The sequence below is a fragment of the Streptococcus mitis NCTC 12261 genome (assembly GCF_000148585.2).
Taxonomy (GTDB): domain Bacteria; phylum Bacillota; class Bacilli; order Lactobacillales; family Streptococcaceae; genus Streptococcus; species Streptococcus mitis.
Genome location: NZ_CP028414.1, coordinates 64,645 through 88,908, shown reverse-complemented (window position 1 = coordinate 88,908; position 24,264 = coordinate 64,645). Strand labels below are relative to the sequence as shown.

19 protein-coding genes are annotated in these 24,264 nt (G+C 42.9%); 1 reads left to right on the top strand and 18 read right to left on the bottom strand.

Going from position 1 to position 24,264, the window contains the following annotated elements:
- Nucleotides 1-87 precede the first annotated feature (87 nt).
- The 9 genes from SM12261_RS00400 to SM12261_RS00355 form a co-directional block, all read right to left on the bottom strand.
- Nucleotides 88-6,024 carry a ZmpA/ZmpB/ZmpC family metallo-endopeptidase gene (locus SM12261_RS00400; protein ID WP_001009816.1) on the bottom strand — a complete coding sequence of 1,979 codons (5,937 nt, stop codon included), beginning with the start codon at nt 6,022-6,024 and terminating at the stop codon, nt 88-90.
- 312 nt (nt 6,025-6,336) lie between these two features.
- Nucleotides 6,337-7,533: a CAP domain-containing protein gene (locus SM12261_RS00395; protein ID WP_000724612.1), complete on the bottom strand. Its 1,197-nt coding sequence runs from the start codon at nt 7,531-7,533 to the stop codon at nt 6,337-6,339.
- Between the two features lie 136 nt (nt 7,534-7,669).
- Nucleotides 7,670-8,707 (bottom strand): aldose epimerase family protein, encoded by a 1,038-nt coding sequence (locus SM12261_RS00390; protein WP_000649444.1) that lies wholly within the window; start codon nt 8,705-8,707, stop codon nt 7,670-7,672.
- A 223-nt stretch (nt 8,708-8,930) separates the two neighbouring features.
- Entirely contained in the window at nt 8,931-10,097 is a 1,167-nt protein-coding gene (locus SM12261_RS00380; protein ID WP_000903570.1) for an SIS domain-containing protein, read from the bottom strand.
- A 210-nt stretch (nt 10,098-10,307) separates the two neighbouring features.
- On the bottom strand, nt 10,308-10,712 hold the full coding sequence (locus SM12261_RS00375) for a PTS sugar transporter subunit IIA (protein WP_000240985.1): 405 nt from the start codon (nt 10,710-10,712) through the stop codon (nt 10,308-10,310).
- Between the two features lie 3 nt (nt 10,713-10,715).
- Nucleotides 10,716-11,537, bottom strand: coding sequence for a PTS system mannose/fructose/sorbose family transporter subunit IID (locus tag SM12261_RS00370; protein WP_000185285.1), 822 nt, complete (start codon nt 11,535-11,537; stop codon nt 10,716-10,718).
- Complete coding sequence (locus SM12261_RS00365; RefSeq protein WP_000617010.1) at nt 11,524-12,429, bottom strand: PTS mannose/fructose/sorbose/N-acetylgalactosamine transporter subunit IIC; 906 nt, start codon at nt 12,427-12,429, stop codon at nt 11,524-11,526. Before SM12261_RS00365 ends, SM12261_RS00370 begins: the two co-directional genes overlap by 14 nt.
- Nucleotides 12,430-12,455: 26 nt before the next feature.
- On the bottom strand, nt 12,456-12,932 hold the full coding sequence (locus SM12261_RS00360; RefSeq protein WP_000156975.1) for a PTS sugar transporter subunit IIB: 477 nt from the start codon (nt 12,930-12,932) through the stop codon (nt 12,456-12,458).
- On the bottom strand, nt 12,929-14,716 hold the full coding sequence (locus SM12261_RS00355) for a glycoside hydrolase family 35 protein (protein ID WP_000196567.1): 1,788 nt from the start codon (nt 14,714-14,716) through the stop codon (nt 12,929-12,931). Before SM12261_RS00355 ends, SM12261_RS00360 begins: the two co-directional genes overlap by 4 nt.
- Before the next feature lie 318 nt (nt 14,717-15,034).
- Here SM12261_RS00355 and SM12261_RS00350 point away from each other — a divergent pair, with 318 nt between their 5' ends.
- Nucleotides 15,035-15,751, top strand: a complete 717-nt coding sequence (locus SM12261_RS00350; protein WP_001007193.1) for a GntR family transcriptional regulator — start codon at nt 15,035-15,037, stop codon at nt 15,749-15,751.
- Nucleotides 15,752-15,961: 210 nt separating this feature from the next.
- Here the strand turns inward: SM12261_RS00350 and purB are convergent, their stop codons facing one another.
- The 9 genes from purB to purM all read right to left on the bottom strand — a co-directional run bounded on the left by purB (nt 15,962) and on the right by purM (nt 24,066).
- Complete coding sequence (gene purB, locus SM12261_RS00345; protein ID WP_000567247.1) at nt 15,962-17,257, bottom strand: adenylosuccinate lyase; 1,296 nt, start codon at nt 17,255-17,257, stop codon at nt 15,962-15,964.
- A 63-nt stretch (nt 17,258-17,320) separates the two neighbouring features.
- The gene (locus tag SM12261_RS00340) at nt 17,321-17,548 is read right to left on the bottom strand and encodes a hypothetical protein (RefSeq protein ID WP_000614686.1); all 228 of its coding nucleotides are present in this window, start codon (nt 17,546-17,548) and stop codon (nt 17,321-17,323) included.
- 9 nt (nt 17,549-17,557) lie between these two features.
- Complete coding sequence (gene purK, locus SM12261_RS00335) at nt 17,558-18,649, bottom strand: 5-(carboxyamino)imidazole ribonucleotide synthase (protein ID WP_000099071.1); 1,092 nt, start codon at nt 18,647-18,649, stop codon at nt 17,558-17,560.
- A complete protein-coding gene (gene purE / locus SM12261_RS00330; RefSeq protein ID WP_000165493.1) occupies nt 18,636-19,127 on the bottom strand; it encodes a 5-(carboxyamino)imidazole ribonucleotide mutase in 492 nt (163 codons plus the stop codon). Before purE ends, purK begins: the two co-directional genes overlap by 14 nt.
- A 31-nt stretch (nt 19,128-19,158) precedes the next feature.
- A complete protein-coding gene (locus SM12261_RS09565) occupies nt 19,159-19,275 on the bottom strand; it encodes a phosphoribosylaminoimidazole carboxylase (protein ID WP_078228439.1) in 117 nt (38 codons plus the stop codon).
- A gap of 94 nt (nt 19,276-19,369) precedes the next feature.
- A complete protein-coding gene (gene purD / locus SM12261_RS00320; RefSeq protein WP_000772239.1) occupies nt 19,370-20,632 on the bottom strand; it encodes a phosphoribosylamine--glycine ligase in 1,263 nt (420 codons plus the stop codon).
- A 121-nt stretch (nt 20,633-20,753) separates the two neighbouring features.
- The gene (gene purH, locus SM12261_RS00315) at nt 20,754-22,301 is read right to left on the bottom strand and encodes a bifunctional phosphoribosylaminoimidazolecarboxamide formyltransferase/IMP cyclohydrolase (protein WP_025169753.1); all 1,548 of its coding nucleotides are present in this window, start codon (nt 22,299-22,301) and stop codon (nt 20,754-20,756) included.
- Nucleotides 22,302-22,501: 200 nt separating this feature from the next.
- On the bottom strand, nt 22,502-23,047 hold the full coding sequence (purN, locus tag SM12261_RS00310) for a phosphoribosylglycinamide formyltransferase (RefSeq protein WP_000717514.1): 546 nt from the start codon (nt 23,045-23,047) through the stop codon (nt 22,502-22,504).
- On the bottom strand, nt 23,044-24,066 hold the full coding sequence (gene purM / locus SM12261_RS00305) for a phosphoribosylformylglycinamidine cyclo-ligase (RefSeq protein ID WP_001284587.1): 1,023 nt from the start codon (nt 24,064-24,066) through the stop codon (nt 23,044-23,046). Before purM ends, purN begins: the two co-directional genes overlap by 4 nt.
- Between the last annotated feature and the right edge of the window lie 198 nt (nt 24,067-24,264).

Below are 24,264 nucleotides of genomic sequence, written 5' to 3'. Positions count from 1 at the left end.
CTCAAAAGGACTTTATGCTATTCTATCACAAAGACCGACCATCTGCAAGATGGACTGGATTAGACAGGATAGCGTGAGGGAGTTTCCTTATGATTTATAAATCGATTCTCTGAAATCATCTGTACTACGTAGGTAGGCATTGTAGATTTTTTGTTTTAACAAGTGTACCCAACTTGCAGGAGCATGGCTTGTCGTACGGTCAATATTAGCCACATCTTTTGCCACTGCTTGATCGATGAGTTCTTGCATTTGGGCTGCTGAACGAATTGTAATCTCCTTGCTGCTGTTTGGTACACCAAGTTCATACTGAATGGTGATTGGTTTCAACTGGTCTTGCTTGCGAATACGTTTATTAAACATATCCTTCTTGAAATCAGCCCATGAACCATATTGGTTGGCAAAGACATTTTTCAAGACGAAACTATCAGTGATGACTCCCACATCTTTTCCGTGCCAATCTGAATAGGTAATGTCCCCGTTTCGTTTAGCTTCTTCTGCGTATTGGTTGGATACATATGGTAAGAATCCATCTTGGTATCCTTTTTCTGCCAACAATTCATAGGCTGTTTTTCTAAACATGATGTCACCAGGTGCACCCTTTGGATTGCTGAGGGCAGCATAAATCGGTGAGAACATGCTGATAAGATGATAGCCATTACGAGTATAGTCACTCTTATCACGGTAAGCCCGACGGTTGATGATGTCATTGTCAATCAAGGCATCCAGACTAGTTAGCTTACTTATTTCAGCATCTGTCAATGGGCGAACAGAGTTTCCTGCATGCGTTTGTTTATGATACTTGTCCTCAATATAGAAATTCTCTATTTTTCTAAACCATTTTTTCTTGACATCGTTAGACTTAGTTAAAATGGCATTGGCTTCCATAGCGTCCAAGGTATACAAGACATCGTACATACCGTGCACATACTCTTGCAAGGCTGCGGCTGATGTGAAGCGGCTTGCCGGGTCATAAGTATGCAAGCGAGTTGGTGAATCCTTATCCCCTTTATAGAGAGTATTCAAGACAATAGCATCCTTATCTAGACTATCAGCAGATTGTAACAATCCTAGGGCATACAACTCTGCTCCCAATCCTTCACGACGACCTTTACCTTCAAAGTAAATATGTCCATCAGAATTATGAACCATTTCATGGGTATAGACAGATGTTCCATATTTATCCAATAAGCGGTCGCTGACATAGTGGACCTCAGAACCGTTGGCATAGGCCCCGGCTCCTTTACTTTCCCCATACCACTTACCAGTTGGTCCAAAGAAGTTGTAGATAGAATCAATGGCCTTATCAGACAGGGTAGTCCAGTAATACTTGCTATTGCTATCTTTCATACCAAAGCCATCTGAAACCATGACTGAACGGAAGAGTTTTTCTTTGTATTCTGGTAAAAGGAGGTGGTACCAGATATCGTAGTGGTCTCGTTGCCATTTAGCCGACTGGTCGACCTTAGCACGGACATACTGACGCAGTTCTTCTCCTGACAAGACTGTATTATTGACACGGTCACGGTAGCGTTCGTAGCCACCAAAGGCCAAGGTAGAAAGATTTGAAATCACATAAACATCCTCTTCTGGCAATGTCAATAGCGGTAGGAGCATATTTTTTAATTTCCAACTTGGTGCCGTAATACGGTCATAGACTCCCAGCGTATAGTTACTATCTGGTGTTGCTGACTCTTGTTTGGCACGCACTTCTGGAATCGCTGATTTACTCTCTACGATATAGGCCTTGGTATTTGTCTTCAACCATTCATTATTGGTTTTGTTTGGTAGGAAGAGTTTTCTGTAAGACTCTAGTAAATCAGTCACTGTCTTGCGACCTTTTGCAGCAGCCAGGGTTGTTTCATAGGCACTTGGATTATTTGATGCCTTGAGATTTTCCATACCACTCTGACCTAGTGCAATGATAGTATCCAAGGTTGAAGCTGTGCTATTACCATCAAAGTCAAACTTATAGGTATTGAGATCCTTGGTATTGATGTGATCATAGTTGATATTGTACCAGCGATTGAGGTAGGTCAAACCAAGCAAGAAAGCTTCCTTGTTGTTCTTGATTTTCTCGCTGATGTAGGTTGCTACACTATCTCCCATCGTATTGATAGACTTGTCCATGGCTAGCACTTTACGGAGATGTTCACCGATATTGGCCTTAACTTTTTCAAATTCTTTATCCAAATATAGTGGATCAAGTGAAGCATCTGCCTCAATGCCAAGGACTTTTCTCATGGCTTCTGAGTCATATTCAACCCCTTGCAAATCTGCTAGGACCTGATTGGTCACTTTTGTATAGTCAGATAGAAAGGCCTCTGGCGTAAAGATAAAGGGTTTACCTGCTACGCTGTACTCTGCAATTTGTGTATTTTTGAAGTCTTCTTTGTAGGTGACATCTAGATAACTGATTGTATTGTCAGCAAAATGCAACATAAGCTTATTGATTGCTACTTTATTGGCCTGAATATCTGTGATGATGTCATTGTCCTTCATTGGTACGACATCCAACAGTTCTGTAGTATAAAGCTTATCAGTAGGATCAACTTGATTTCCATAGTGAACCACTAGCTCTTTATTATAGAAAGGCATCAATTTCTCGATATTGTGATAAGCAACTTTTCGACTAGCTTGACCTTGGCTTAACTGAGTATAGTCCACACTGTGCTGATTGGCCTTTAGTGTTTGACCTGTATCGTTTAGTGTCACTGTCATCCCATAAGACTGGACCTTTTCTCTGGCCTGGTCTTGGGTGATTGGGGTCGCATAGAGATCGGCCTTCTTGTTCTCGGCAGTGCTGGCATCTTTGATGTCCGCTCCCTTATATTGGTCTCCTGTGATGGCATAGCCGTCTCCAGTATTGACCGTGCTAACAACATGATGGATACGGCCATTTTGCCATGTAGAACCAGCTATACCTCCGACGCGTGGATAGGTTGTCGTATTGAGGATAGTCCCACTTGCTAGCGCATGAGACACCAAAGCACCACTTTGAACTTTCCCTACAATACCTCCCGCAAATTGGTTATTGTTGCGAGCATTGCTAGAAATATTTGCATCAACGGCTACCTTATCAATCTTAGCCTTATTACCAGATAAGAGCCCTGCTATACCTCCCACATAGTAAGGAGAGGCATCCGCATGCTTGGCCTGAATGCTACCTGTAAAGGAACTATTAGTTATTTCTGTATCCTGAGCCTTGGCTACCAAACCTGCAACTGACTTGCTACCTGTCAATTGACCTTCTACAGCTACATTACTAATCTGGCTGTTAGTAGCCACTTTTGCTAGGCTGGCTGTGTCTTCTTGACTCTTAATTGCTACCGCTTTAAGGTCAATATCTTTCACAGTAGCCTTGGTCAAGTTATCAAACAAGGCTGTCTTGAGGTCATAGATTGCAAACGGCTGCCCATCGCTCGCACCGATAAGGTTACCAGTGAAAGTGCCTGTCACATAGCTGGTTTGTCCCTTAGCTAAGGAAACTTCATCAGCTGTCATATCAGCTCCAAGTTTAAAGGTTCCAGCGAGATCGCCTTGCATAGCAGCAATCAGTTTCTTAAAGGAAGTATAGACACCGTCCTTGGCAAGCTTTTGCTTATCAATTGTGAAACTATAGTTATCCTTATATGTTGAACCTTCCTCTTGAACCAGTTCATTGAAGGCAACGGTTACCTTGTATTTCCCATCATCTGTTTCCTTAATAGAGCTAACTGGTAACAGCATTTCCTTCATCTTGTCTGATTTGACTTTGACAAAATAAGGTGACAAATCACTTGGTACTTCTGATAAGTTCAGATAACGACGGTAGTGACCATCTTCCTTACCATAGAGCCCCACTTCATCCACATCTTTGATTTCAATTTTTTTATAGTCTAACTGAAAATCTTTCGTTGATACTTCTGTACTTTCCTGATCAGATTGGCCTAGATTATAGGTCAGGTAAGTCTTAAGATTGTATGACGTATAGTAGTCCAATCCATCAATCGTTTGTTGATCTGATGGATTTTTCAAGTTCACCTCTTTGACCAGTGTTCCATTTTGGTAAATTTGGGCCTTGGCCTTCACAAAGGCAGACGTTGGGTCATCTAAGTGATAGTTGACTGCTACTGCTTTTTTGCTCTCATCTTTAACCAGATTAGTAATTTCAACTATTGGTTTGGTTTTAACAAGACTACCAACCTTGACAATCTCTTTGGTTGGTTCTACTTCTGTACGTGAGATTTCCTTGCTAGCTTCTACCTTACCATCTACGAGATAATCTTCATACTCGATTGTTCGTAAACCGTCTTTTCCTTCCTGAGCAATTTCTCGGTGATTTTTTAAGATAGTCGCATCTTCAATTTCTTCAGTTTCATGAGGAATGGTTTCTGTTACTGTACGATGATTACTTGTCAAAGGCAGTTCAGGAAGAGCCTCTGCTACAGCAGCCTCGCCCTCGTGACCGGGCTCTTGCGTACCTTGGGTACTAATTGGGGCTGTGTAAGATGGCTGAACGGGTTGAACTAAGGCTTCACCCTCATGGCCGGGCTCTTGCGTGCCCTTACTGCTAACAACTTCTGTAGACTCTGGCACTGTTGGCTCAACTGGAGCTCCCTCCTGAGGACCTGTGTAAACTGGTAGTTCTGATTGAACAAGGGATTCGCCTTCATGGCCGGGCTCTTGTGTACCTTGGGTGCTAACGGGTTCTGTATAAGACGGTTGTGCTGGTTGAACCAGGGCATCACCCTCATGGCCCGACTCTTGGGTACCTTGAGCGCTAACGGGTTCTGTATAAGACGGTTGCGATGGTTGAACCAGGGCATCACCTTCATGACCTGACTCTTGGGTACCTTGGGTGCTAATTGGAGCTGTATAAGACGGCTGCTCTGCTTGGACTAGGGATTCGCCTTCATGACCTGACTCTTGGGTACCTTGGGTGCTAATTGGGGCTGTGTACGCTGGTTGCGATGGTTGGATTAAGGCTTCGCCCTCATGACCTGACTCTTGTGTCCCTTTTGCTTGCACTACAGTTTCATTATTTTCTTGTGGTTTAGGCTCTACAGGAGAAGATGTTCCTCCTTGCTGATTCTCTACCACTGGGCTTTGCGAAGCTGGCGGTACTTGATTTGTCTGTTCTTGATTCCCATCAGTTTGACTTGAATTTGTTGCAGACTCTGTAGCTGGTGCTGTTTTTTGGTCTGCCTCCCCGCCTTTGACAACATTCGTATCCTTGCTTTCCTGACTTAGAGAAACTGCTGGTTGCTGACTAGTATCCTCATTTTTAGAAGATGGAGCCGTAGCTGCTGAGATATCTACATTTTCTAAGTTAGACTTGCTGTCATTTGACTGCTTGACAAATTCAGTTCCCATAGTCGAATCTGCTGAATGAGTAGTAACTACTTCCTGAGATTGACTGTTTTCTAATTTAATCTCTTGATTTTCAGTAGATTCTGCTGGTTTGCTAGTTATCTGTACAGAAAGAGCTGGCTTATTTTCCACATATCCTAGATAAGTATAACCAGGAATATCAACCGGAGCTGGCAAGGCATCTCCTGCCTGGACCGATAATTGGGTGTTATAAGCAGCTAGTGTCTCGCTCGTCAAAGCAAGGACAGTTGGAGACAGCAACTGACTGCCTAGAGCTGTTACTAACAAGAATCGACTAATCTTTCTCTTGCCATCAGGTCCCTTAAGAACTACTACAACCAGCAAACTAAGACCTGCCACCAAGGCAACAGTCCCCAATGGAGAGCTAGTACCCGTATTGGGCAATACTTGATTTGCTCGATAAACCAGATAGTAGGTAGCGTCTGTTTCTTCCGCTACTTGTGGTAGGGATGTAACCAAGAGACCCTTCTCTTCGTCAGTTAAATCCGACTCTAAAACATAAGTATAATTAACGGTATGAGATTCTTGGGCAGATACAGTCTGTAGGCCAGTTCCCATCAAAAAGAAACACGCAACTGCCACAGATACAAGACCAACTGCCAATTTTCTTAATGAGAAATTCTGTCTTTCTTCTCCACTAGTTTTGAAATTCATATTCCCCTCTTTTTACATTTTTAAATTAGTATGTTAATTTATTGTAAAATATACAACTCTTTCCATTATACATCAACTTTTTAAAAGATTCTAGGGATAGATATACAATTGAACGGATGGGAAAAATCAAGTAACTAAGTAATTAACTGATTTGAAAAAGCTAAGACGAACTTCCCACCACACTTACTTTACGATTTTTCAGAAATAAACTGTCAACAAAAAATGAAGAGAAGCACTATTTCTTCTCTCCATCTTTAAAATTATAGTAACAAATATAGATTATCTAAAGTTATGAAAGCAACTCTTTAGTTTCTAGTTTACCCATTCACCGTTGCCATTTACTTTATAACCGTCTGGTGTTGTTGTGCTGACTGCCAAAGCTCCAGAGCCATATGCATAATACCAGTATTGGCCAACTTTAAACCAACCTGTCTTCATGATACCAGACGCATCAAGGTAGTACCAGATTCCATTTTCTTTGAGCCAGCCTGTCTTCATAGCTCCTGAGCCATCAAAGTAGAACCATCTATTTCCGTCTGTACCCCAGCCTGTAAACATAGCACCTGAGCTACTCAAGTAATACCAGCTACCATCTACTTTTACAAATCCTGTCTGCATGACACCTAGGTCATCCAAGTAGTACCATTTACCACCTGTTTTCACCCAGCCTGTCTTCAGATCACCAGACTCATAGAAATACCATTTTCCATCTGTTTTCACCCAACCAGATTGGTCTGAACTAGAAGTTCTAAATTCTTTCAGCGCTTTTTCAACTACGACTGCTTTATTTTTAACTGTTGACAAGTTAGATGAAGTCACTTCTGCATACTGGATAGCCGGACCGTAACTGCCTACCAATTCTTCTGAAGTAGCAGCATCACCAAAAGCCTGAGCAATCGTTACGGCATTATATGGGTTGTTTGGATTCTTAAAGGCAGCAATCCCCATATGTGTAAATTTAGGGCTAATCAAAGTTTCATAATGACCAGAGCCACCTTTTGCTGAATCACCTGATTTTTTCTTCACGTAGTCTGCTTTTTCAGCACGCCATTGTTCAAGAGCTTTTAGAAAACCATCATGGTTCCAACCCAAGTTTTCTCCTAGTACACTGTTTCCTGATGGGAAGGCGCTCCAGATTTCTTTACCAGAAAGACGAGTATGGTCCATGGTTACAGAAGCTTCTGCAGCTCTGGCAAAAGCTGCCTTTTCTAGGTCAGTCGACCATTTGATAGGGACATACTTATCTACCAAACCTTCGTCAGCTGCCTCTTTACGGATAGCATTGATGGCATCTAAGATAGCTTGTTGGTCTGGAGTCAAAAATTCTCCCTTTAATCCAACCAAAACATTGCCACTAGCAGGGTTAAGCACTTCTGAACTCAAGACATTTTCATTTCTACCATCTGCAGATTGTGTTGCCACAAGTCTGTCATTGGCAAAAACATCATTTGTCAAAACTGCTCCAGCTAAAGTCAAAGCCAAGGCGCTAGCAAATACAATTTTCTTCATTTTTTTCTCCTTTTATCCTTTAGATAGGACAGGTATTTTCAATATTAAATTATATCATATTTTCCTATTCTTTGCCCATTTCTACTAATGTTATAAGGTAAATACTATTCCCAAAAAAGTAGAAATTCCTATCCTTTTATTTCACAACAAGCTCATAACGTGTCTTGCTTGTAAAGGTTTGACCTGCTTTGAGAATGACTTGGTCTTTGAGGTCACTGTGAATGGCATCTGGTAAAGCCTGCGCTTCAAGGGCAATCCCATTGTGCTGTACCATTGGCTGACCTCCTATGATGACACTTTCATCCACAAAGTTTGCTGTGTAGACTACAAAACAAGAAGCCTCTGTCTTGAAAAGCAGGAAGCGACCTGAATTTTGGTCATAAAGGAATCCAGCATTGTCATGACCTGCAGGAAGGGCAAACGGATGATCCAAACCTGATACCAGCTGGATTTGCTCATCGTCCTCTGCAAAGATATCCTTCAACAAGGCACCATTGTAGATGTGTTTAACCACATCACGAGTAGCATCTGGAGTTTTGGCAGGAACTCCATCTGGAGCGATTGGATAAATGCCCTCTGTGTTTAGTTGGAAGACATGGCGGTCAATCGTCTGCGTGAAATCACCAGACAAGTTGAAATAGCTGTGATTGGTTGGATTGACCAGCGTATCCTGATCTGTCGTTACCTTGTAGCTGATTTCATAGGCACCAGTTTCTTCCAAGTGGTAACTGATCCAAATCTTGAGATTCCCAGGAAATCCTCCTGTCCCATCTGTACGCTCTGTGTAGAGGGTCAGGCCATGATCGCTTACTTCTTCAACTTCAAACAAGCTGGAATCCCAACCTGTTGAACCACTATGGTTACAATTGCTAGCATTGTTGACTTCAAGGTCATAGTTCTTGCCATTAAGCTCAAAGGTCGCACCTGCAATACGGCCTGCCACAGGACCTACGCTAGCTCCATGCTTGGGGCTATTGCCTACATAGCTGTCAAAGTCATCCAATCCCAAGATAACATTGGCAAAATTTCCAGTCTTGTCAGGTGTTACATAGCGCAAGATAGTCGCCCCATAAGTCATAACCTCTAATTGATAACCAGCATCAGTCTCAAAGCAATAAGCTAGGACATCTTGTTCATCAACTCTTCCGAACACACGCTCTGTGTATGCTTTCATTCGTTTTTCCTTCTTCCTAATTCTATTAAGCAAACAAACCATAGAAAGTCCATTCACAATCTATGGTTTACTTGTATGATTTACAAATCCTCTTATCAAGAATTCATAAATACTGTCTTATACTCAATGAAAATCAAAGAGCAAACTAGAAAGCTAGCCACAGGCTGTACTTGAGTACGGCAAGGCGAAGCTGACGTGGTTTGAATTTGATTTTCGAAGAGTATTACTTTTGATATTCGTGGATGATAACACCCTGTACCACACGGTTTACTGTACCTGTAGGAGACGGTGTATCTGGTTTGTTTTCTACCTTGAGTGAAGTCAATAGGGCAAAGAGTTGGGCATAAACGATGTAAGGGAAGACACGGTAAATATCATTCAAGACACCGCCACAACCAAGGGCCACTTCTTTGACATTTGCAAGACCAAAGGCTTGATCACTCAAAAGCACAACACGGCGAGCAATCTGGTCACCAGCAACTTCACGAACCAAATCCAAGTCGTACTTGCGAGTGTAGTCTGTTGTTGTACCAAAGACCAAAACAACTGTATCTTCGTTGATAAGAGATTTTGGACCGTGACGGAAGCCAACTGGGCTTTCATACATAGTCGCAACTTGACCAGCAGTCAGTTCCAAAATCTTGAGCTGAGCTTCATGAGCAAGTCCAAAGAAAGGACCAGCGCCTAGATAGATGACACGGTTAAAGTCTAGGTCAACAAGTTCTTTGACATCTTCTGCATTGCCTAGAATTTTACGGGCAAGACTAGATACAACTTCAAAACGTTCAGACTTAACAGCAAATTCTGTAGGATCAAAGACTAAGAGAGCTGTCAACATCATAGACGTAAAGCTAGAGGTCATGGCAAAGCCAGCATCATTAGAAGCAGCTGGTTGCAAAAGCAAGAGATTGCGGTCATCTCCATGAGCTTGAAGAGCCAATTTCCCATCTGCAGCACAAGTAATCGTCACTTGATAAAGCTCATCCACCAAGGCTTTGGCCAATTCAACAGTCGCCACACTTTCAGGTGAGTTCCCACTACGAGCAAAAGATACAAGGACAGTTACCACATCTTTTTTCAAATAAGTTTCTGGATTGGCAACGATATCAGTTGTCGCAATGGCATTGAAATTCCATTTGCGTTCGTCATAGGCTTCCTTAAAGTATGGTACCAAGGTATCTCCCACATAAGCAGAAGTCCCAGCACCTGTCAAGATTACCTTGATATAGTCATGTTTATCAGCAATCCCTTGCAGGAAGGCTGCAATTTCTTCACGTTTTGCTTGATAAGATTCAAAAGCTTCTCTCCATACATCTGGTTGTTGGTAGATTTCACGTGTAGTGATTTCTGCACCCAATTCGAGCAAATCTCCTTTTGTATAATGTAGCATTGAGTTCCTCTTTTTCTATTAAATATGGGAATGGGAGTAAGCCCCATTCCCATGTATATTCTATATAAAATGCTCTAACGATTTTCACGTTATCACATCTTATTGAATCGAGTTCCAACTAAAATCTTTGGGAAAAAGATCGATTATCGTCGGAGAATCGCTCCATCCTCCTATCGCCTATTTTCCCTCTGATTTTCACGTTGTCACATCTTATTCATCTTCGTCATCATCGAAGCCAGCTAACAGGTCATTAACTTTCACAATGCTTTCTGCAGCACGGTTCTTATAGTCCGCATCTGCACCTGTAAGGCTCGCATTGATAAATTCAATCACCATTGGAAGATTCATCCCTGCGTAAAGTTCGATGTCACGACCTTCCATAATCAAACGGCTTACCACGTTACATGGTGTTCCACCGAGAAGATCCGCAAAGACTAGGAAATCATCCAAACCTTCAATAGCTGCTTCAAATTTTGCAGTAAATTCTTCTGGGCCATCTTCTGGAAGAAGAGCCACTGCATGAATGTTATCTTGTGGGCCCATAATCATTTCTGTGCTGCCTTTAAGCTCCTCACAGAAACGACCATGACTCACCAAAATTAACGATTTCACCATAAATTATGCGCCCATTCCAAGCAAGAATTTACCGATGAATGAAAGACCTACTGCAAGAACGATAATGATACCGATCGCTTTAGTAGAGTTCATACCTTTCTTACCAAGCAACCAGAAGATAAAGGCAGTAAAGATTGCTGGAAGCAAGCGTGGGAAGATTGAGTTCAAGATGTCTTGGAAGTCAATCAATTTTTCACCGATTGGCAATTTGTAAGAAATCTCAAAGTTGATCATTGTTGCTACAAGAGCACCCATCATGAAGACACCAAGTACAGAAGCAGCATCAATCAAAGCTGTCAAAGTACTTTGCATGTTGTTGATAAGGTTAACCCCTTCTTTGTAGGCAAATTCCAATTGTTTCCAACGGAAGATGTCATAAGCAACTGCAACTGCGATCCAAAGGAAGATACCCCATGGTTGGCCAGCGATAGCCATAGTTGCTGCGATAGATCCCATGATAGCAGGTACAAGTGAACCAAAGATTGTGTCTCCAAGAGGAGCAAATGGTCCCATCAAACCTGTCTTGATACCGTTAACAGCATCTTTTGAACCTACACCATCTTTTTCTTCCATGGCAAGGTCAAAACCAGCGATAATTGTGTGGAAGAATGGAGAAGTATTGAAGAATTGAGTATGAACTTTCATCATTTCTTTCAATTCAGGAGTTCCATCCCCATACATTTTACGCAATTGAGGCAAGATCATGTAAAGGTAACCAGAAGCTTGCATACGTTCGTAGTTCCAACCTAATTGGAAAGTAAACAAGCTACGTTTGTTGATTTGATTAAAATCTTCTTTTGTAAGTTTGTAATTAGAATTCGTCATCTTCGATTTCCCCACTTTCTGATGGTGTAGAAGGTGCTGCTACAGCTACTTTTTGGCTGTTCTTAAAGTGAACAACTGCAAGGAAGATACCTACGATAGAGATACCGATCATAGACAAACCTTTGAAGTTGTTAGCAAAGCCAATCTTTTCAGCAACATCAGCAGGAAGAGTACCAAGGATACCAGCAACAGCGCCACCAAGACTTGTTACGTTTGAGTAAAGTACAGTCAACATAGCTGTCAAACCAAATCCCATAGCAAGGTAGTGAAGGTTACGTTTAACTGGAAGGTAACGAAGCAAGATCGCAAATCCAAGACCTGGAAGCATACGTCCTGCAAGTGTCAAGCCATCTGCAACCCATTGGTATTGTTTAACCAAGTCTACTACTCCTTGAACAAAGGCACCACCAAAGGCAAGAGCAAAGAAGACTGGAAGTGCACGAGATAAAGCCCAAGGAATCGCACCAAGCAAGTAGTTGCGTTCAATACCTTTATAGTCAAAGCGTTCGATCGCAGCATCCACACGGTGAGCGAAGAAAGTAGTTGTCATACGTCCAAGAACGTCGAAGTAAGTCAAGAGAGCTGCTACTGGCACAGCGATTGTTGTAATCGCAAGTGCGGTATCGATACCTTGTGAAACAGAGAAGGCTGTTGCAAGAACCGCACCAGAAGTTGCGTCGATACGAGAAGCACCACCGAAGGTACCAACCCCAAGAACGAATAGCTGCAAGTTACCACCGATAAGTAGACCAGTAGTCACATCTCCCATGATTAAACCAGTAATAAAACCAGCAAATACAGGGGAACCTGCAGATGAAACGATCGTCAACTCATCACAGATTTGATAAGCTGAGTACAAAGTGAGAAGTAAAATTTGCCACCATTGTATCATAACAATGACCTCCTAAAAATTTTTTCCTATTTTAATAAACTCAAAAAGTCTGAAACTGGATCATTTGGAACCATTTGAGCAGTTAATTTAACACCTTTTTCTGCTAGTTTGCGGAAATCTTCCACATCCTTGTCTACTACGTTAATAGAACGTGTAATAGAACGAGTTTCTGGTGTTTGAGACATATTCCCAACATTAAGGGTTTCAAGTGGTACACCTGCTTCGACCAAACCAAGGAAGCGGTCTGGTTTACGAGCCACGATAAAGAGACGTTGGCTATCATATTTACCAGCAAGAATATTGGCTGCCGCTTTTTCAATTGGCAAAATACTCAATTTCACACCTGGTGGTGTCGCTAGTTTCAAACCACTCTTTTCAACGTCGTTGTTGACAACTTCGTCATCTACAACCATAATACGTGAAACATTTAGTTTTCCAGCCCAAAGATTGGCTACTTGTCCGTGGATCAAACGTCCATCGATACGGCATCCTACAATTGTCATAAGTTTTCCCCCTTTATATGTTTTAGTGTAGGTTTACGAGTTAAATAAATCTCTTCTTTATATTCACCCTCTGTCTCAAAGATAATGATGCGGTTTGCACCTTCCTTGAGGTAGCTATGAGGAATATAAAGCGAGAGGGTCGGGCCGACGTTCCAAAAACGTCCTAGGTGACGCCCATTGACAAAGGCAACTCCCTTACCAAACTCAGATAAGTCTAGGTAAGTATCTTTTGGCTCTTGGACTGTAAAGTCATAAGCGTAAAAGGCTGGTTGTCCTTCTGTCCATCCTTTTGAAAAATCAATTTTCTCAGGATTATCCAGTGGTAGTGGATATTGTTTCCAATTAAGTAAGAAGTGTAAATCCTTGCAGACACCTGTTCGGATTCCTTTACGTTGTGTGTCAGCTAAGAACTTATGTCCATAGTTAACACGGCCCATATTTTCAATCAAGATGTCAAGTTGTGAAGAACCTTTTCGATTACCTTGACAATAGATATCTTCTCCAATCTCCGTCTGGTATTGAGTTGCAATTCGTTGACCATCTACAAAGAGTTGAGCACGGTCACGTCCATCGATGATGCGAAGGCGTTCTTCTTCTGCATCCCAGTTTGTTTCTGTTCGATAGAGTAGGTAGCCATAACTTTGTCCCAACTCCTCCATCTTTTTAGGATAGAGGCTTTCTACAGGACTTGACAAGCTATCCAAGGTTTCAAACAAGGAAACTTTTTCAACTAGTGGAATAGCATCCAACTCCATACTCTCTTTGTAGAGTGGTTCCAACTGGGGATACTCTGGGAAATGTGTTGCCATCATCTTCTTGACTGCCAAATATTTGGCAGTTGGATTTCCTTCTTCATCCAGAAGGGCATCGTAATCATAAGATGTAACTTGTGGCAGGTCCAAAGTCCCTCGAGCTGAGCAACCATTCATGAAACCAAAGTTTGTACCACCATGGAACATGTAGAGATTGATAGAGCCTTGTTCCAAAACCTCTCGAACTGCATCTGCCAACTCTTTCGGATCCCGTGTGATAATCGGCTCTTTCCAACGATTGAACCATCCATCCCAGAACTCCATACACATGAGCGGCCATTTCTTGCCATGTTCATCAAAGAATTCCTGCATCTGTGAAAAGTTGTACGGAGCTTTAGAACCAAAGTTTCCTGTTACAAAGAGGTCATCTTCGATTAAGGTTCCAGCTTTCAGAGTAGCTCTCCATGGACCATCTGATGTAAAGAGGGGACAGGTTACGCCACGCTCTTCCATCAACTGTCGAATGGCTCTCAGATAAGCCTTATCTTCTCCATAAGAACCATACTCATTTTCAACTTGCATCATAAGGATATTGCCACCCTTGTCCAACAAATGTGGAACCAATCGTGACAAGAGCTGGTCATAGTAGCGACCGACAGCTTCAATATAAGCAGGATCTGAGGAACGAAGCCTCATATCTTTGGTTAAAAGCCAAGCTGGTAAACCACCGAATTCCCACTCCGCACAGATGAAGGGCGACGGACGAACGATAGCGTAGAGACCCAAATCTTGTGCTGTCTGAAGAAATCGCTCCAAATCCAGAGCTCCTTCAAAGTGAAACTCACCCTCACGAGGCTCGTGTAAATTCCAGGCCACATAAGTCTCTACTGTATTAAAACCAAGAGCCTTCAAGTTATAGAGCGAATGATACCAATCTTCTGGAGGAACCCTAAAATAATGAATGGCGCCAGATAAAATCTTAAATGATTTTCCATCGAGATAAAAATCATCCCGTATCTCAAATCGTGTCATATTCTTACCTTCTGACAATAAAGTTTACGCTTTCATTTGTTGATATAGTAAATATATCTCAATATCTTACATTTGTCAATAGGTTTTCACAATTTTTTTCATTTTTCACTAAATTTTACACAAAAAACTTATAAAAATCTTGTAATTTATAGTCATAACAACATTTTAGTACCATGTATAAAAATGTAGATTTTTCTATTTATTCCTATGTAAATTAACCTTATAGCCTATTATTCTAATTTTTTTATTCAAAAGGCTACTATTCTTTCCAGTTTTATGGTAAAATCTTTAACGGAGAAGGAAAATCGAGGTGAAAATATGGCAATTCCAAAGTATCAATATATTAAAGATGAATTAAAGAACAAAATCATTTCTGGTCAATTTGCCAGTGGAGATAAATTCTACACTGAAGCTGAATTGATTGCAATGTATGATGTTAGTTCTATCACAGTTGTTCGCGCTTTAAACGACCTTGCCAAGGATGGCTATATTGTCCGTCAACAAGGAAAGGGTACATTCGTTTCACGCGCACGCAAACACAAACTCGTAGAGTTTTCAGATGTAGAAGTTTTTGAAACTAAAGATGATAAAGTTACCGTCCTTTCTATTGAGCGTGGAAACAAACTAAGCTACTTAGAAAAACTTGGACTACGCGGAGATCAGTTCTACTACAAGATTGAACGCGTTCGCGAAACGGGTGGTGTTGTGTACATCTACCATACATCTTATATCCCAGAACAATACATCAACGCAAATTATCCAAATCTTGAATATTATAGCTCTATCTATAACCGTTTCAAATTGGATTACCACATTCACATGAATGATGAACATTTTGAAGAAATCAATGAAATAGCATTTCCAACTCCAGAACATGCGGCTTCAATCCTCGGAGTCGATGAACAATTCCCAACCGTTTTACAAACCAAGACTACTAAACTAGAGTCTACTGGTCAAGTTCTTGCATACAGCGAAACATATAAACGCGCAGATTACTACAAAATCAAATTCATTTCATGTGACCGTGATCACTAAGAAGAAAGCCTAAGCCTTGCTTGGGCTTTTTCTATGCTTATTATATGACATTAAAAATGTATTTTCTATATGTAAATTAAGATAGACTAAATTTGTTTAAATTTTACTAAAATATAGGTAATTTTTATCAAAAATACTTGAAGACAAAATAAAAATCGAAGTTCTTCTACTCCTATAAATAGAGTAATAGAACTTCGATTTTTATTCTAATTATCCTAAACCAAGACGGTCAAAGATATCATCCACTCGTTTGGTGTAATAAAGAGGGTTGAAGATTTCATCGATTTCTTCTTGAGTGAGGCGAGAAGTTACCTCTGGATCTGCTTCAAGAAGTGGTTTAAAGTCTACTTGATTGTCCCAAGAGTAGGCTGTTTTTGGTTGTACCAAGTCATAGGCTTGCTCACGGGTCATTCCTTTTTCAATCAAGGTCAACATAGCACGTTGACTGAAAATCAAACCAAAAGTCGAGTTCATGTTGCGGATCATGTTTTCTGGGAAGACTGTCAAATTCTTGACAATATTTCCAAAACGGTTGAGCATGTAGTCAATCAAAATAGTCGTATCTGGTGTAATGATGCGCTCAGCTGATGAGTGAGAGATATCACGTTCGTGCCAGAGAGCTACGTTCTCATAGGCAGTAATCATGTGACCACGGATAACACGCGCTAGACCTGTCATGTTCTCAGAACCGATAGGGTTGCGTTTGTGAGGCATTGCAGATGAACCTTTTTGCCCTTTAGCAAAGAATTCTTCCACTTCACGTTGTTCTGATTTTTGCAAACCACGAATCTCAGTCGCCATACGTTCGATAGAAGTCGCAATGCTAGCAAGAACTGCAAAGTACTCAGCGTGAAGGTCACGAGGAAGCACCTGTGTAGAGATTTCTTGGGCACGAATACCCAGTTTATCGCAGACATATTGCTCAACGAATGGTGGGATGTTGGCAAAGTTCCCAACCGCACCAGAAATCTTACCAGCTTCCACACCAGCAGCCGCATGCTCGAAACGCTCGATGTTGCGCTTCATTTCGCTGTACCAAGTCGCCAATTTCAGACCAAAGGTTGTAGGCTCAGCGTGCACACCGTGGGTACGCCCCATCATGATGGTAAACTTGTGCTCCTTAGCCTTATCAGCGATGATGTTGGTGAAGTTTTCAAGGTCACGACGGATGATGTCGTTGGCCTGCTTGTAAAGATAACCGTAGGCCGTATCCACCACGTCGGTAGAAGTCAAACCATAGTGGACCCACTTACGCTCTTCACCAAGCGTCTCAGAAACTGCACGCGTGAAAGCCACCACATCGTGACGCGTCTCCTGCTCAATCTCCAAAATACGGTCGATGTCAAAGTCCGCTTTTTCACGAATCAAAGCTACATCTTCCTTAGGGATTTCCCCCAACTCAGCCCATGCCTCGTCAGCCAAGATTTCCACCTCAAGCCAAGCACGGTATTTATTTTCTTCACTCCAAATATTCGCCATCTCAGGGCGAGAGTAACGGTCGATCATGTTGTTAATTTTTCCTTTCTTCTTAAACTGCTGGGAATAAGCTATCTAGGTAAAGCAAGATTTCTACTCAAACTCCTCTTTCCCAATAAACACAGATGGATAGTGTAGTAATTCATTGAGATCGGTATCCAATGGTAAATCATAAATTGCTAAATAGTTTTCAGGATATAGAGCAACTAGCTCTTCATATTTAGCCTTTACCTTTTCGTGATCACTACTAGCATACAAGACTTCAACGACTGCTCCAGTCTTATCCTTTTCAATAAATGCATTAACGATAATTTGTATCATAGACTTGTACTAAAAATCAATCCCTTTCCCAAATTCCTCCACCTCATCCGGCGCATCACTAAACAAAGTCACATGCCCCATCTTGCGGTTGTGCTTCGCTTCTATTTTACCATACATGTGGAGGTGGGCGCTTGGATTTTCTGTGACATATTTTTCAGCAGCATCGACATGTTGGCCGAGAACATTGAGCATGATAGCTGGGGCATGCAGTTTGATGGCTGGTAATGGTGCTCCGAGAACACCAAGAATATGAGTGTCAAATTGTGAAAAGTCGCAGGCTTCGATTGAGTAGTGTCCTGAATTGTGTGGACGCGGGGCAATCTCATTGACAATGATGTCATCAGCCGTCGCAAACATTTCCACACAGAGGGTTCCAGACAGGTTAAGCTGTTCAGCAATCTTCACTGCCATGGCTTTTGCTTTTTCAGCTAGACTTTCTGAAATACGGGCTGGCACAATGGTTTTTGAAAGAATGTTGTTTCGGTGGATATTTTCCTGAACTGGGAAAACCGTCACGTCCTTGCCATTTCCTGACACGATAACAGAAATTTCAAGGTCAAAGTTGACAAATTCTTCCAAGACACAGTCTGTTGAATCTGCTAGTGTATAGGCTTCTTCCAAGTCTGCTTCTGAGCGAATGACCTTTTGCCCATGCCCATCGTAGCCACCTGTCGCAGTCTTGAGAACATAGTTTTTCGACAAGTTGATATCTGCTAAGTCTTGGCTTGAAGTCACAACCTTGTAGGGTGCTACAGTGACTTGAGCCTTGTTTGAAAGAAAGTCCTTTTCAAAAATGCGATTTTGGGAAATGCGGAGCAGATCTGTCCCTTGAGGGAGTTGTCCATCCTTGATAACCGCATCCAAACCGTCAGCATCGACATTTTCAAACTCATAGGTGAGGACATCGCAACGCTCAGCCAACTGACGCAGAGCATCCACGTCATTATAAGGCGCCACGATGATTTCCGCCACGCAAGAGGCCGGGCAATCTGCCGCAGGATCCAGCGCTACAACCTTGTGCCCCATGTAGATAGCAGAGATAGCCATCATCTGACCCAGCTGGCCGCCACCGATAATTCCGATTGTTTTAGATGAGCTCATTTGTCGACTCCTCTGCGATTTTTCCTTGCTCCTCTGCGAAATCTGCCAGTGCTGTCGCGATAGACTGATCCTCTACTGATAGGAGACGAAGGGCGAAGAGAGCCGCATTGGTCGCACCTGCTTCACCGATAGCCATAGTTGCGACAGGCACTCCACCTGGCATCTGGACGATAGAGTAGAGCGAGTCCACACCACTAAGGGCACGCGATTTTACGGGCACACCAATGACTGGAAGGGTTGTTTTAGCTGCGACCATACCTGGCAAATGAGCTGCGCCACCTGCACCTGCGATGATGACCTTGATACCACGACTACGCGCTTCTTCGGCATGCTTGAACATAAGGTCTGGTGTACGGTGGGCAGAGACAACTTTCTTTTCGTAGGCTACACCGAAGCGGTCTAGGACTTCTGCTGTTTTTTGCATGGTTTCCCAGTCGGATTTTGAGCCCATGATGATGGAAATAATTGGTTTGGTCATGATTTTCCTTTTCTTTCCTTTCTTTTTTCAATCACCTTAGGTTGTGAGGGACGGCAGCAGCCACCAAAGGTGTCTCATGCCTAAATCGGAAGCCCAAGGTCTTCCAATTTCCCTGAACGATTGTATTGTCATTCAATCGTTCTTGCACAACAGCGGTGATTGTTCTATATTAGCTCGCTAACGCTCGCAAATCAAACGACTATTAACGTACTTGACGACTGCATCGCTTTTTTCTTATACCTTTATCGAATAGCTTTACTTCCGATATCTGTTCGGTAGAAGAGGCCTTCTGTTTTTTGTTGGGCGAATTCTTGGTAGATGGTGTCCTGGGCTTCTTTGACGGTGGCTGCTGTGGTGACGAGCATATAGACACGTCCGCCGTTTGATAGCAGCGCTCTACTATTTTCCGAAAACTTAGCCCCTGCATAGTAGGTGATGATATCTCCCTCGGTTTTTGCCGGTAATGCAACACCCTTTTCATATTCTAGCGGGTAACCGTTTGATGCGACAACTACACCAAGCGTCACACCCTTGTCCGTCCAGGTGATGTTTGGCTCCTTGCCATCGAGGATATCCGTAATATTTTGGGCAAAATCAGAGGTCAGACGAGGCAAGATAATCTGAGTTTCTGGATCTCCGAAGCGAGCATTAAACTCGATGACCTTAGGTCCATCAGCTGTCAAGATAAGTCCTGCGTAAAGGATACCCAGATAAGGGCGCCCTTCTTTAATCATGCCATCAAGGACTGGCTTGACAATGGTGTCAACCGCTGTATCAACCACACTCTGTGGTAAGTGTGGAACTGGCGCATATGCTCCCATACCTCCCGTGTTAGGCCCTTTGTCGCCATCGTAGGCACGTTTGTGGTCCTGAGCCGTTGGCATGATGTAGAACTTATCACCATTGACAAAGGCAAAGAGTGAAAATTCCTCTCCTTCAAGGAATTCCTCAATAACCACACGCGCACCTGAGTCACCAAATTTATTGTCCAAAAGCATCTCATGAGCGGCTTCGACCGCTTGCTCGACTGTCTCAGCAACGACGACACCCTTCCCAAGCGCCAAGCCATCCGCCTTGACTACGATAGGCGCACCCTGCTTTTCGATATAGGCCTTAGCTTCCTCGAAATCTGAGAATGTGCCATAGGCTGCTGTCGGAACGCCGTATTTAACCATGATTTCCTTGGCAAAATCCTTAGACCACTCAAGTTCAGCCGCAGCCTTAGTCGGACCAAAGGCTTTGAGACCAGCTGCATGGAAATCATCCACGATACCAGCCGCAAGGGCGTCATCTGGCCCGATAAATGACCAAGCAATATCGTTGGCCTTTGCAAAGTCAATCAATTTAAAATGTTCGGAAATAGAGATATTTACCAATTCCAGACCATCCAGAGTCATCCCATCATTTCCAGGAGCAACAAAAACCTTTTCTACCTCTTTTGACTCAAGCAACTTCTTAGCAATGGCATGTTCACGACCACCCGAACCGACAACTAACAGCTTCATCTTTCAACCTCTTTTGCGAATTATTTACTAATATTATACCATAAACGTTCGTTTTAATCTTGTTTCGTTTCGCTTTTAAAGCAAAAAAAGGAAAGAAACTGTTTTCTTCCCTTTAACGTTCTTAATGTCTAAAATGTCTCACTCCTGTGAAGACCATAGTCAAGCCGTATTTGTCAGCAGCTTCGATGGATTCCTGATCACGGACGGACCCACCTGGCTGGATGATAGCTTTAATGCCTGCTTTGGCGATTTCTTCCACGTTATCCGCAAATGGGAAGAAGGCATCGGAAGCAAGCACAGCGCCGTCAAGACGGTCTTTAGCTTGGTCAATAGCGATGCGAACAGAAGCCAAACGGTTGGTTTGACCTGGGCCAACACCAAGTGTCATATGGTCGTTGGTCACGATGATGCCGTTTGATTTGACATACTTGATAGACTTCCATGCAAACTCAAGAGCAGTCGCTTCTGTCTCTGTTGGCTGGCGTTTAGTCACCACTTGCCAATCAGCTGGGCTTTCTTTCACTACGTCTTGGTTTTGCACAAGGAGACCACCAACTACACCTGTATATTCTGCTTCCACTTCGCTAGCCTCTTGAGCGTCAAATGGCAAGGCAAGGATACGCAAGTTTTTCTTTTTGTTGGTCAAAATGGCTAGCGCCTCATCCGTATAGCTTGGTGCGATGATGATTTCAAGGAAAACGCCGTGCATCTTCTCAGCTGTCGCAGCATCCACCTCACGGTTAAGAACAACGATACCACCAAAGATAGACACTGGGTCAGACTCATAAGCGTAGTCCCAAGCAGTCTCGATGTCATCAGCCTGACCGATTCCACATGGGTTCATGTGTTTGAGAGCCACAACGGTTGGACGGTCTTTGAAATCACGGATAATACGAATGGCAGCATCAGCATCGCGGATATTATTGAATGACAATTCTTTCCCATTGAGCTGTTTCGCTGAAGCAATCGAATAGTCTGTTGGCAAAGCTTTTTGGTAGAAGTCTGCGTCTTGTTGAGGGTTCTCACCGTAACGCATGGCTTGTTTGAGGTCATAGGTCAAAGTGAGCTTTTCAGGTTTGCTTTCGCCGACTTGAGCTGTGAAATACTCTGCAATCAAGGCGTCATAAGCCGCTGTGTGACGGAAAACCTTGGCTGCCAAACGTTGACGCGTTTCGTAAGTCGTTTTACCATTGGCTGACAACTCGTCCAAAACCACTGTATAGTCAGCAGGGTCTACCACAACCGTCACGCTGGCATGGTTCTTCGCTGCTGAACGAAGCATAGATGGCCCGCCGATATCGATATTCTCCACCGCATCAGCATAAGTCACGTCTGGTTTGAGGATGGTTTCCTTGAAAGGATAGAGATTGACCACGACAAGGTCAATCAATTCAATCTTATTATCTTTAGCCGCTTCCAGGTGACTATCCAAGTCACGACGAGCGAGGAGTCCACCGTGGATATTTGGATGAAGGGTCTTGACACGACCGTCCATCATCTCTGGGAAGCCCGTCACATCATCGATCGCAATGGTGTTCACCCCAGCATTATCAAGGGCAACCTTGGTTCCACCTGTCGAGATAATCTCCCAACCAAGTTTTTTAAGTTCTTGGGCAAATTCAACAATGCCCGCTTTGTCTGAGACGCTGATTAAGGCGCGTTTAGTCATGTTTTTTCCTTTCATTTTCAAACTCTTTACCTACGCATTTTTCGATTCATAAAATATAGGGAGACGATTACCAAGACTCCCAAAATTACTGTCAGTAAAAATCTCCCCCAATAGGGAATCTCTGGGAAGAAAAAATTTACCAGTAAACGTAGAATGATTACCAAGGTAATCAAGGCAAGTGTTTCCACCCATTTTTTCATTTACTTGTCCAACAATTCTCTAATAACCTCTGGATACAACTTGTACTCTGCCTCATGAATGCGAGTTTCAAAGCTTTCAATGTTATCATCAGCTAACCTTGGCACACGGACTTGTTTAATGATTTTACCAGTGTCCACACCAGAATCTACCCAGTGAATGGTCACGCCGCTCTCTGCAACGTCAGCATTCCAAGCGTCCTCAATCCCATGAGCTCCTGGAAATTCTGGCAGGTAGGCTGGATGAATGTTGATGATTCGGCCTTCATAAGTCGCCAATAAGGTTGGCCCAACGATTTTCATGTAGCCTGCTAGACAAACCAGGTCAATCTGGTGTTCTTCCAAGAGTTCGACAAGGGCCGCTTCGTAGTCTGCCTTGCTCTCAAACTCCTTGAGTTCAAAAGCATAGGACAGAACGCCGAGCTTATCTGCACGTTCGAGCACATAGGCGTCACGATGGTCTGAAAAGACAAACTCTACTGGAAATTGTTCCGCTATCACCTGAAAATTTGAGCCATTACCGGAGGCAAAAACCGCTATTTTTTTCATTTGATGATGACACTTTCGTTTTCTTTCTTGACGATACGACCAATTTCATAGACTGGTTCATCCAACAATTCCTTGACACGACTTACATTTTCAGGGCTAACTGCTAGCATAAGTCCCACACCCATATTGAAGATTTCAAACATTTCTTCGTGTTTGATCTGACCGTATTTTTCAAGGGCTTTGAAAATCGGTAAAACTGGAACCTTGTCTTCCTCAATCTCAGCAGCCAAGTCAGCTGCAAACATACGAGGGACATTTTCGATAAAACCACCACCAGTGATGTGGGCAATGCCGTTGACCAACTCTTCCTTGATGAGTGGTAAGACACCCTTGACATAGATACGAGTCGGCTCAAGAAGAACTTCCTTGAGTTGCTTGCCTTCCAATTCTGGCAGGACTTCCTCACCTGTGTAATCCGCAAAGACACGACGGACGAGAGAGTAACCATTGGAATGAATCCCACTTGAAGCAAGTCCGAGAAGAACATCTCCCTCTGCCACTTTTGAACCGTCAATGATTTGAGATTTTTCAGCCACACCGACCGCAAAACCAGCCAAGTCATAGTCATCTTCGCCGTACATGCCAGGCATTTCAGCCGTTTCCCCACCAATGAGGGCAGCACCAGCCTGCACACAACCTTCTGCCACACCAGCAACGACTTGCTCTAGCTTAGCTGGTTCATTCTTGCCAGTTGCGACGTAGTCAAGGAAATAGAGGGGCTCCGCACCTGCAGCGATGATATCATTGACACACATGGCCACACAGTCCTGACCGATGGTATCGTGCTTGTCGTACTTGATAGCCAGCATGAGTTTGGTTCCGACACCGTCAGTTCCTGAAATCAAGACAGGTTCTTTAACCCCAGTCTTTGAAAGGTCAAACATACCACCAAAGCCACCCAGAGCTCCCATGACACCTGCACGCTCCGTACGAGCCACGTGCTTTTTAATCCGTTCAACAACTTCATAACCCGCTTCAACATCCACACCAGATTGAGCGTACGCATTTTTATTTGCCATTTTATTTTTCCTTTTCTTTTTTTGGGAAAGACTGCGACGTATTTTTAGATAAACAATTATTTTATCTAAAAATACTAGTCAGGTCTCTAGCTTTTGTCCCATAGGAGAAAGCCTCTACTGACAAATGCTTTAGTTTTTAGTCAGTAGTGAGACGTGGGGCATAAGCATTTTTATATTCCTTTTCTTTAATGGAGGATC

Excerpts from the sequence above, each read along its gene's own strand:
- purB (WP_000567247.1), bottom strand. The coding sequence starts at position 17,257 with ATGATCGACCGTTACTCTCGCCCTGAGATGGCGAATATTTGGAGTGAA.
- SM12261_RS00365 (WP_000617010.1), bottom strand. The coding sequence starts at position 12,429 with ATGATACAATGGTGGCAAATTTTACTTCTCACTTTGTACTCAGCTTAT.
- SM12261_RS00360 (WP_000156975.1), bottom strand. The coding sequence starts at position 12,932 with ATGACAATTGTAGGATGCCGTATCGATGGACGTTTGATCCACGGACAA.
- purH (WP_025169753.1), bottom strand. The coding sequence starts at position 22,301 with ATGACTAAACGCGCCTTAATCAGCGTCTCAGACAAAGCGGGCATTGTT.
- SM12261_RS00355 (WP_000196567.1), bottom strand. The coding sequence starts at position 14,716 with ATGACACGATTTGAGATACGGGATGATTTTTATCTCGATGGAAAATCA.
- SM12261_RS00400 (WP_001009816.1), bottom strand. The coding sequence starts at position 6,024 with ATGAATTTCAAAACTAGTGGAGAAGAAAGACAGAATTTCTCATTAAGA.
- SM12261_RS00395 (WP_000724612.1), bottom strand. The coding sequence starts at position 7,533 with ATGAAGAAAATTGTATTTGCTAGCGCCTTGGCTTTGACTTTAGCTGGA.
- purN (WP_000717514.1), bottom strand. The coding sequence starts at position 23,047 with ATGAAAAAAATAGCGGTTTTTGCCTCCGGTAATGGCTCAAATTTTCAG.
- purK (WP_000099071.1), bottom strand. The coding sequence starts at position 18,649 with ATGAGCTCATCTAAAACAATCGGAATTATCGGTGGCGGCCAGCTGGGT.
- SM12261_RS00370 (WP_000185285.1), bottom strand. The coding sequence starts at position 11,537 with ATGACGAATTCTAATTACAAACTTACAAAAGAAGATTTTAATCAAATC.
- purM (WP_001284587.1), bottom strand. The coding sequence starts at position 24,066 with ATGGCAAATAAAAATGCGTACGCTCAATCTGGTGTGGATGTTGAAGCG.
- SM12261_RS00375 (WP_000240985.1), bottom strand. The coding sequence starts at position 10,712 with ATGGTGAAATCGTTAATTTTGGTGAGTCATGGTCGTTTCTGTGAGGAG.
- SM12261_RS00350 (WP_001007193.1), top strand. The coding sequence starts at position 15,035 with ATGGCAATTCCAAAGTATCAATATATTAAAGATGAATTAAAGAACAAA.
- purD (WP_000772239.1), bottom strand. The coding sequence starts at position 20,632 with ATGAAGCTGTTAGTTGTCGGTTCGGGTGGTCGTGAACATGCCATTGCT.
- SM12261_RS00390 (WP_000649444.1), bottom strand. The coding sequence starts at position 8,707 with ATGAAAGCATACACAGAGCGTGTGTTCGGAAGAGTTGATGAACAAGAT.
- purE (WP_000165493.1), bottom strand. The coding sequence starts at position 19,127 with ATGACCAAACCAATTATTTCCATCATCATGGGCTCAAAATCCGACTGG.
- SM12261_RS00380 (WP_000903570.1), bottom strand. The coding sequence starts at position 10,097 with ATGCTACATTATACAAAAGGAGATTTGCTCGAATTGGGTGCAGAAATC.
- SM12261_RS00340 (WP_000614686.1), bottom strand. The coding sequence starts at position 17,548 with ATGATACAAATTATCGTTAATGCATTTATTGAAAAGGATAAGACTGGA.